Raw genomic sequence first — 10,043 nt, forward strand, 5'->3', positions numbered from 1 at the left:
AGCGGAATTACATGTTGATCAAAAGCAATCTATCAAGCTATTACTCTACATCGCACTTGCTGCATAGAAAAATAAATATTGTCAACGGAAATGAAATTGCCGTGTAAGCTGATATATTTGAGGTATCAATTTTAATATATTTTATATGCTGCAATTTTTATGGCGAACCATTGCCTTTGCGAATATTTTTTTGTTTACAGCAGTCTCTCTACAGGCACAAAAAGTGGAGGAGCCGAAACTTACCGTCCCGGATTGGGCAAAACCTTATCCACCTTTTAGGATTGCAGGCAACCTGTATTATGTAGGTACCTATGATCTTTCCTGTTTTCTTATCACCACATCAAAAGGTAATATTCTTATCAATACCGGCCTGGCAAATTCGGCAATACAAATCAAAAATAATATCAGGACACTGGGCTTTAAATTATCGGATACCAAAATTTTATTAACCACGCAGGCACACTATGATCATTTGGGCGCCATGGCCGCCATAAAAAAAATGACCGGTGCAAAGATGATGGTTGATGAAGCCGATGCTGCAGTACTGGCCAACGGCGGCACTACTGATTATGCATTGGGGGGTAAGGGCGTTATGTTTAAACCATTGGTGGGTGACAGGTTACTGCACGATGGTGATACCATCAGGTTGGGGGAGATACAGCTGCAAATGCTGCATCATCCCGGGCACACAAAAGGCTCCTGCAGTTTTATATTTAAAACAATGGACGCACAAAAAACATACACTGTACTTATCGCCAACATGCCCACCATTGTTACCGATAAAAATTTCAGCAAAATTTCTACCTATCCCGGTATTGTAAATGATTATGCGTACACATTAAAGGCAATGAAAAATCTGGTGTTTGATATTTGGGTAGCTTCGCATGCCAGCCAGTTTGATATGCACCGCAAACACAAACCAGGTAATGCGTACAACCCATCGGCATTTATAGATAAGGCAGGTTATGACGGGCAGTTGGCAGATTTGCAAAAGCAATATGAAGCCCATATAAACAGGCATTGAACGACATAAATAAACTGTTATAAAACTTATGCAAGCCTGTGGTTTTTTAAGCGCTGTTTTTTGCTGATATAAATAATTACATTCATTTGCAAACATTTGTAAATATTTATAGCTTGCGTACATGCAGGAATTGGAGCTCATGCTTTTAGCGATACTTCTTACTTGAAACTTTACTGCAAAAAAACCAACAGATACAAAACTATAGAACATGAAAAGACATCAATCAAAAATAATTTAATTTTTATCTTTAGGAAATTATCAGACATAAATGAATACACTGCCACAAAATACAATTGAGATAAACGAAGCTAAATACCTCAACCTCTTATTACAGGTACCCGTGGCTATTGTCACATTTCAAGGTCCTTTTTTTATAATAGAAATAGCTAATAAAACAGCACTCGAAATTTTGGGAAAATCTTACGGGCAGGTATTCAACAAACCACTTTTTGAAGTATCGCCTGAATTAGAGGATAGGCTAAAAGGAATACTCACCGATGTCTATACTACAGGCGAACCTTTTACCGACAACGAAATGCAGCTTCAAATTAGGCGAAATGGCAAAACAGACATGGCTTATTTTAATTCGGTTTATCAGCCATTGCGTGGTGTGGATAATGAAATTTGCGGTATCATATTTACTGCAACAGAAGTAACAGAAGGTGTAAATGCCCGCAAAAAAATTGAAGAAAGTGAACAACGTTTTGCTGCAGCAGTAGCTGCTGTACAGGGCATTTTATGGACAAATAATGCAAACGGTGAAATGAAAGGTGAACAAGCCGAATGGGCGGCACTTACGGGCCAAAGCTATGAGGAATATCAAGGCTATGGCTGGGTAAAAATTGTACATCCCGATGATGCCCAGCCAACAATTGATGCGTGGCAAATTGCAGTAAATGAAAGAAAAGTATTTGATTTTGAACACAGATTAAAAATGCACAATGGGCAGTGGGGGCATTTTTCAATAAGAGCAATCCCAATATTAAATTCAGATGGGTCAATACGCGAATGGGTAGGAGTGCATACCGATATTACACAAAAATGGATTGCAGAAGAAGCATTAAAAGAAAGTGAAGAAAAATTTCGGGGGCTTGTTGAAACATTACCGCACCTTGTTTGGATTATGGATGAAAAAGGGGAAGGCGTTTATGCTTCTAAAAACTGGCAGGAATATTCCGGTTTAAATCCGTACGAAACGGGTAACTGGCAATTAGTTGTTTATCCGGACGATTTGGCGGAGATGACGAATATTTGGATAACAGGTTTGGCAACAGGGAAAATATACCATGCAGAAGCAAGGTTAAAAAATAAGCATGGTGAGTATCGCTGGCATGTAGTGGAAGGTTTGCCAATATTAAATGCAGAACAAAAAATTACTAAATGGATTGGTTCATTCACAGATATTCATGACCAAAAAATAAAAGAGCAGCAAAAAGATGAATTTATAAGTATTGCAAGTCATGAAATGAAAACTCCCCTAACTTCTGCAAAAGGTTACCTCGAATTATTGATGCTGATAGTAAGCGAAGAAAACCAAACTGCCTTTTTATATGCTAACAAAGCTAATCAGGCAGTAGAAAGGCTTCACAGTTTAATTAAAGAATTATTAGATGCCAGTAAAATACAAAACGGAAAACTGAATTATAATATATCCGCGTTTGATTTTAATGAAATGATGGGTGAAGCCATTGAAAACATTCAGGTTACTGCTAAAAATCATCGCTTACAATTAACCGGCAACAGTGTACGTAAAATTAAAGGCGATAAAGACAGGCTACAGCAGGTACTAGTTAATTTGTTAGGCAATGCTGTAAAATATTCTCCCAATGGGGATAAAATATTAATTAATGTTGACGAACAGCAGGGTAAACTTCTGGTATCAATTCAGGATTTTGGGGTTGGAATGTTAAGACAGCATTTAGATAAAATTTTTGACAGGTACTATCGGGTGCAGGAACATGCAGTATATTTTCAGGGGTTGGGTATTGGGCTTTATATATGCAGCAATATTATACAAAATCACGAAGGTAAAATATGGGTAGATAGCGAACCCGGTAAGGGGAGCACTTTTTATTTTACCTTGCCTTTATAAATCATTAAAAGAAAAGTTCTTTCAAACAAAGGTTGGTCAACACGAAAAAGATATTCTTATTTATGATGCTGATGAAAAAATATAACTTTCATAAAAAGCCATTTTTTTTGTTATAAAAACGGTCGTTCCGGCAGTCTTTTTCCCTGCTTCATCTTTCAATAATAATTTAACTTAAGGCGAAGTCCCCACGCTGAAAAAAGCCAATACCAGCCTAGCCAGTCGATGATTATATGATGACAAATAAGTTAAAAAAAACGATCGGTTTTACCGCCATGGAAAGTGTGCGCAGCGGATGTGCGCATATTTTTTTCGAAGTATCAATAAGATCTTGGTTTTGTTCATCATTTTATTGTTCAGATTATATTTTCAAAGGAATAATTGGATAAAACAGCTTTACGTTTTATGCCATTCGTTTCTTATTATGGAATGATTTATCTTGATGATTCAATTTGCCATCTACAAATAAAACTTATCAATGAAAAAAATATTTTCTGCTATTTTTCTTTTCGTTTTATCTGTCACAGCCTGGTCCACAGATACCTTATCCGTTTACTCGCCCAATGGAAATGTTTGTGTAAAAATCTGGATGGAAAAAAATCTTATGTATACTGTTTACTATAAAAATAAGTTGATCGTATCTCCTTCTGCGGTTGATATGATCCTTACCAACGGCAAAAGCTTTTCACTAAATAACCGCATCAAATCTTCTTCTCTAAAAAAGGAATCTCAACAAATTATTTCACCGGTTCCTGAAAAAAGAAAAAATATTCCGGACGTATACAATGAACTTTCTATTCAGTTTAAACAACCGTACAAAATGCAATTTAGGGTGTATGATGATGGCGTTGCCTACCGGTTTTTAACGCTCTTTAAAGACTCCATTGTTATCCGGAATGAAGTGGCAGAATTTCATTTTCCGGGCTCGCCTGCTGCGTTTTTTCCAGGCATACACAAAAGAGGGGATGCGGATATTTTTCATACCAGCTTTGAAGAATTATATCCGTTGCGTAAATTAGATTCCATCGGCATCAATGAAATGGCATACACACCCGTGCTGATAACACCTGCAGCCAATCCAAAAATTGCGATTACAGAATCCGACCTGGAAGATTATCCCGGGATGTTTTTAAATGGCACCGGCTCATCTTTTTTAAAAGGAGTTTTTGCAAAATATCCGTTGGAAGAAAAATTAACCGGTGGAGATTATCCACAGGCATTGGTTACAAAAAGAGCAGATTATATTGCCCGGACAAAAGGAACCAGAAGTTTTCCGTGGCGGGTATTAATGATTGCGGAAGAAGACAGGCAGTTGCCATCCAACGATATGGTTTACCGGTTGGGTGCACCTTCAAGAATTGAGGATGCTTCCTGGATAAAACCAGGCAAGGCCACGGATGAATGGACAATCAATGTAAACCTGTTTAATGTAAATTTTAAAACAGGTGTTAACACTGCTTCTTATAAATATTATATTGACTTTGCCAAACGTTTTGGTTTTACACGAATTATGATGGATGCAGGCTGGAGCGATAACCTGGACCTGTTTAAAATTAATCCGGATATCAACATGGACAGTATTGTTCAATATGCCAAAGAGAAAGGAATAAAAATAAGTATGTGGACATTGGCCCACACACTGGAAAGGCAATTGGACAGCGCATTAAACAGGTTTAATAAATGGGGTGTTGATTTTATCATGACTGATTTTATTGACCGGGACGATCAGAAAACAGTGAACTTTTATTACCGTATTGCAAAGGCCTGTGCAGAGCATAAAATAATGATTATGTATCACGGGGCTTTTCCTCAAAAAGGCTTTAACCGTACTTATCCAAATAATATTACAAGGGAAGGCGTGTTGGGTTCTGAATACAATATCGGCAGCGATAAAGCCTCGCCCCCGCATGATGTAACGCTTCCGTATACACGTATGCTGGCCGGCCCTTTTGATTATGAACCGCTGGTATTTAACAATGCTACACAAAAACAATTTCGTCCCATTGAAGGAATGGTGATGACGCAGGGCACAAGAAGTCATCAGTTGGCTATGTTTGCCGTGTTTGATAACCCCATGCAGATATTCGGCGGTAATCCATCGCAAGCCATACTGGAACCTACTTTTACCGAATTAATGGGGAGCCTGCCAACCACCTGGGATGAAACAAAAATTATTGATGGGAAGGTGGGGGAATATATTGTTACCGCAAGACAAAAAGAACAGAACTGGTATATTGGTGCAATGACGGATTGGTCGGCCAGGGACATCAACATGACTTTTGATTTTATTGCAGATGGAAATTATAAGGCCACTATTTGCAAAGATGGCGTAAATGCAGAACGGTATGCGGCAGATTATATTTTGACCGATACCATGGTGAAAAAAAATGATACCATGCATCTTCATCTTGCACCCGGAGGAGGATTTTTTATCCGCCTGCAAAAGCAATAATATAAATTTGCACCGTTTGTTGCAAACAGCAATTACTTAATTTAAATAAGCTTATTTATTATCTGTGGTATATACAACAGTATTCGATGTTCCCGTTAGTTCAACTACCAATTTTTGCGGAAAAATATTTTTTTTATTAACGATCATTTTTACAGGTTTCGTACTGGTTACAAAATGTATCTTCCATCCGGGCTCAGATGATTGTATGTTACAGGTAATTTGATTGTTTTGTTTTTTATAATCCACAGAAAGTTTTGTACTGCCCACCAGTAAATTTTTTAGCGAAGCTTCCTTCCATTGAACAGGCATTTGCAGGTGAATGGTAATTTCTTTATTGTACGCATCAGGATTCACTCCGAAAAAATATTGAATCAGCGGAATATTCAGGCAACTGATATTCCATGCCTGTACAAACATCCCATAATCGGGCGATACTTCATACATCGTACCCGGCGTAGCATAGCTGAAAGTATTCAGCGTTTGGTGCATATATTTTAGCGCCGTATCCGGCATTCCGTAACGGGCCGCAGCCTGTATTAATCCAGAGCTGGCTGCAGGCATTACGGCCCGGTTATAAGTAAAGGTACTGTCTTTTTGAAAAGCCCTTTCATCAATGGTAACATCATCAGGGCGCTCTATTCCGGCTATATAGGTGCCAAATTTGTTGGTAAAAAAAGAAGCCTGCTGAATCATTTGCAATGCCCTTGCAGTATCTGTCATCCCTTCTGTAACCGGATCAAGAATAGAAGCATTGTAATATACCAGGTACCCGTTGGAAGCGTAGGTATTATTAAGAATGGATGTTTTTAGTTTATTCAATTTTACCTGTGCCCATTTGTTTCTTTCGGGGTTCACTCTTTTGGCCAGAGCATCATCTATAATGCGCAGCGCTTTAACTTTTGTTGTGCGAAAATCGGCATAGCAGTGTTCACTTTCTATCCACCAGTCTTTGTTGATGTTGTTTTTTAATTGCGTTGCTTTGGCTGCATATTCTTTAGCCAGTTCATCCTCCTTAAAAATAATTGCCATTTGGCCGAGCACGTCTAAAAACCGATAAGTATTGACTTGTACGTCCAGCATCTCGTCATCAAGTCCCTCAATTTCAACGCCGCCATATCCCTCTATATATCCATTGTGGTTGGTATCATATTGTTGCAACCAGGTCCATGTTCTTTTTGCAAAAGCATAATTTTCTTTTAAAAACTTCCTGTTGCCTGTCCATTTAAATATTTGCCAGGCAGCAATAATGTGCAGCTGCGATTCCTGCATATTCCCCTTATTGTACACGACACCATTATCGGAAACTTCATGAATAATTTGTCCACTGCTGTCATTTGTCTTATCTGAAATATCTTTTAAAAAACGGAAGGAATTGTAAAAAAGCCGGGGCGGCATGGTGCCTGTTAAAGCCATAAATGTAGATGCCTGGTCATTGCTGAAAAACCATGGATAATCCGGCAACCCTGCACTTAATCCTTCACCGAGTCTGGGTACATCCCTTTGCAGCCAGTCGGTGATGTATTTGCCCCAGTTGTAAGCTGTTTGCAGTAAACTATCCGGCACTTTGATGGTGGCAGTTTGTTCAATTGTTCGGTAACGTTTTTTCTTTTGTTCAAATAAAAACGGCAACTGATTTTTTACCCGGGAAATATTTTTTACAATCCCGTTGCTGTTGGCCGTTGAGCCTGAAATATAAAAACGAAAATATTCAGCGGAACCTGCAGCCAGGTTGTATTGTAGCGTGATGATGGCAGTTAATCCCTTTCCTTTACAGGGAGTTTTTTTAATTTCCTTAAACCTGGCGTGGCTGTTTTCAAAACCAAGGCCGGTGTACCATTTATTCAGGCCATCCTTAAAAATCAAAACATGGCTGTTTTTATTGTAGGAGGCCAATGTGTCTTCTCCATCTTTTAAATTGATTTTTTCAGCAAGCCATACCGGTAGTAAATTAATGTCTGCATGCAGATCAAATTCAATTTGTTTACGTTGATTGGAAGTATTTTGAATTTTATATTCTACCACCAGCACAGGCAAATCGTCCGGAACAAATTGTGTTTGCGTAACGGCTATATTTTCTCCGGCAATGGAATAATGAAATTTGGTGGCAAAAGAATAGCCGGTAAACCCATCGCAGGCTGGGGTATAGGACTTGCCGCCGGGCATGGTCTTTACCGCAAAGCCAAAGCCATCCATCAGTTTGATAGGCTGTTGCCAGATGCCCCCCATTTCGCCGGGTACATGAAAACCTACTGGCGGAAAAGCACCACCCTGGTTACCGATGCAATACAAGCGATTACCAGCGGTAGTGTATAGATATTCCGCATTGCTGCTTTTTCCATCAATATGTGGCAGGCTGCGGCTGGCTTCACTTAAATTAAACGGATATCGCTGAGCTGTTACAAGCGGTAGAAATAAAATTGAAAAATTTAAAAGCAGAAAACTTTGCAGGTACAAAAAAGTATATTTTTTACTAAGCATCGTTATAATATTTTTTAAAATTTGCTCTAATTCTTTTGCAAGATAATAAATAGCCGGCCTGGAAATAATTAATACACTCAATAAACATGCGTCGTTTATGCTTTTATTAGTTGAAAAGTATTACAATTCTAACCGCTTTTTTGCTAAAATTTTTTTTGTTTAAAAAAATGAAATTGGATACGTTGAATAATAATCCTAATTTTCTTTTTAATACCAGGCTAACAAACAACCATTGCTTTTTTTTAATAATCATCTTTTATGCGGTTCACCATTTTAAAGCATTGTATTGTTTTTTATGGCTTTCTTGCAATGGCTTCCTGTAGATACCACGATTCTGCTATGTTTACAGAAATACCAGCCTCCCCCATTCCGGCATAAATTTTACCAATAAGATAGAGGAAGCTGCGGACTATAATATTCTCACCTACGAATATTTATACAACGGTGGTGGTGTTGCTGTCGGCGATATCAACAACGATGGACTGCCCGATTGCATCTTCACGGGTAATATGACGCCAATAAACTGTACCTCAATAAAGAAAATTTTAAATTTGAAGACATTACCGACAAGGCTGGCCTGGCAGGAAGATCAAAATGGAAAACAGTCGTGTTAATGGCCGATGTAAATGGCGATGGCCTGCTGGATATTTATATTTGTTACTCAGGCCCCGGTACCGATGAAGCCAGAAGCAATGAGTTGTACATCAATAACGGAGTAAAAAATGGTGTTCCTGCTTTTACTGAAAGTGCCAAACAGTATGGTCTGGATGCACCCGGCACTTATACCACCACAGTAGCCTTTTTCGATAGGGACAATGATGGCGACCTGGATATGTTTATGGTAAATCATGGCGATATGTTTTACAATCCTTATTTCAATACAGAAAAATTAAGAGCTACCCGAAACCCTCAATTCGGGAATCGCTTATACCGAAATGACAATGGCCATTTCACCGATGTAAGTGTTGCCGCAGGTATAAATGGAAGTGGGTTAAACTTTGAGCTGGGCGTGGCTATCAGCGATATTAATAATGATGGCTGGCCAGACCGGCATTGCCTGTAGGTTGTGTAGGATTTCCTTCCTGTCCAGGGAAACCAAATGCCTGACCCGAGTTAAATGCTTTAAGGTCTAATGAAGCATCAACAGCATCATTACCAAGGTTTACCATTAGTTCTATTCTTTCTCCGGGCATCAGCACCACTCTTGTAACTGCAACCGGTGCGTTTAATAATCCACCATCATTTGTAATGACATAAAAAGTACGGTTATCACTAAACCCTATATTCAATCCTCTTTGTATTTCTGCATTTAATATCCTCAATCGCACTTGTTGTTTGGGCATATTTACCTGTGCGTTCATTGTACCGTTGGCCATTGCATAATCTCCATAATTATCTAAAGCAATTGTTTTTGAAAATTGATTGCCCGATAAAAAACGACGGCTTGTAAATACCAGCGGAAAATCATCTATCCCATACGTACGAGGCAGTGCCAATGCCGTTTCTATCGGGTCTTTAACGATAATCAAACCTCCTGCACCCATGGTTATTTGGTCGAAAGTTTTTTCATGTAAATGTGGATGATACCAATATAGACCGGCATTATTTTTCACTTGAAAATAAGGACTCCATGTAGTACCTGGTGCTTTTTTTTGATGTGGTCCACCATCCATTACTGCAGGAATATGGAAGCCATGCCAATGCACCGTAGTCGTATTAATTAAATTATTAGTTACATTCATTTGCACATTATCACCCTTGTTCATAATTAATGTAGGACCCCAAAAACTATTGCCATTGTAGCCATACGTATTTGTAATTGCACCCGTTTAAAATTGTTTGGTGCTTGCTGCAAGTGTGAGGTTAAAAGTAGTGCCGCTAATAGTTGGTGGAATAAAAAGGGTATTGTAGCCACTTGCTACAGTTGTACCAATTGTACCAGTTGCGGCAGGTGTACCTGTATAACCGGTTGCAGAAACAGTGATCGTTTCTGAAGTTAA

6 protein-coding genes are annotated in these 10,043 nt (G+C 38.7%); 4 read left to right on the forward strand and 2 right to left on the reverse strand.

Features of this window, described 5'->3' with window-relative positions:
* The first annotated feature begins 145 nt into the window (after positions 1-145).
* The 3 genes from bla to H7254_RS02395 all read left to right on the forward strand — a co-directional run bounded on the left by bla (position 146) and on the right by H7254_RS02395 (position 5,565).
* On the forward strand, positions 146-1,024 hold the full coding sequence (gene bla, locus H7254_RS02385; protein ID WP_301931464.1) for a subclass B3 metallo-beta-lactamase: 879 nt from the start codon (positions 146-148) through the stop codon (positions 1,022-1,024).
* A gap of 268 nt (positions 1,025-1,292) precedes the next feature.
* Positions 1,293-3,116 carry a PAS domain-containing sensor histidine kinase gene (locus H7254_RS02390; protein WP_301931465.1) on the forward strand — a complete coding sequence of 608 codons (1,824 nt, stop codon included), beginning with the start codon at positions 1,293-1,295 and terminating at the stop codon, positions 3,114-3,116.
* 475 nt (positions 3,117-3,591) lie between these two features.
* On the forward strand, positions 3,592-5,565 hold the full coding sequence (locus H7254_RS02395) for a glycoside hydrolase family 97 protein (protein ID WP_301931466.1): 1,974 nt from the start codon (positions 3,592-3,594) through the stop codon (positions 5,563-5,565).
* A gap of 51 nt (positions 5,566-5,616) precedes the next feature.
* Here H7254_RS02395 and H7254_RS02400 read toward each other — a convergent pair whose 3' ends face one another.
* On the reverse strand, positions 5,617-8,043 hold the full coding sequence (locus tag H7254_RS02400; protein ID WP_301931467.1) for a hypothetical protein: 2,427 nt from the start codon (positions 8,041-8,043) through the stop codon (positions 5,617-5,619).
* A 523-nt stretch (positions 8,044-8,566) separates the two neighbouring features.
* Here H7254_RS02400 and H7254_RS02405 point away from each other — a divergent pair.
* The gene (locus H7254_RS02405; RefSeq protein WP_301931468.1) at positions 8,567-9,106 is read left to right on the forward strand and encodes a VCBS repeat-containing protein; all 540 of its coding nucleotides are present in this window, start codon (positions 8,567-8,569) and stop codon (positions 9,104-9,106) included.
* Here H7254_RS02405 and H7254_RS02410 read toward each other — a convergent pair.
* Positions 9,069-9,863, reverse strand: a complete 795-nt coding sequence (locus H7254_RS02410) for a multicopper oxidase family protein (RefSeq protein ID WP_301931469.1) — start codon at positions 9,861-9,863, stop codon at positions 9,069-9,071. The genes H7254_RS02405 and H7254_RS02410 overlap by 38 nt on opposite strands.
* Positions 9,864-10,043: the final 180 nt, after the last annotated feature.

Source organism: Ferruginibacter sp. (assembly GCF_014377975.1).
In the GTDB taxonomy this organism is placed as follows: domain Bacteria; phylum Bacteroidota; class Bacteroidia; order Chitinophagales; family Chitinophagaceae; genus Ferruginibacter.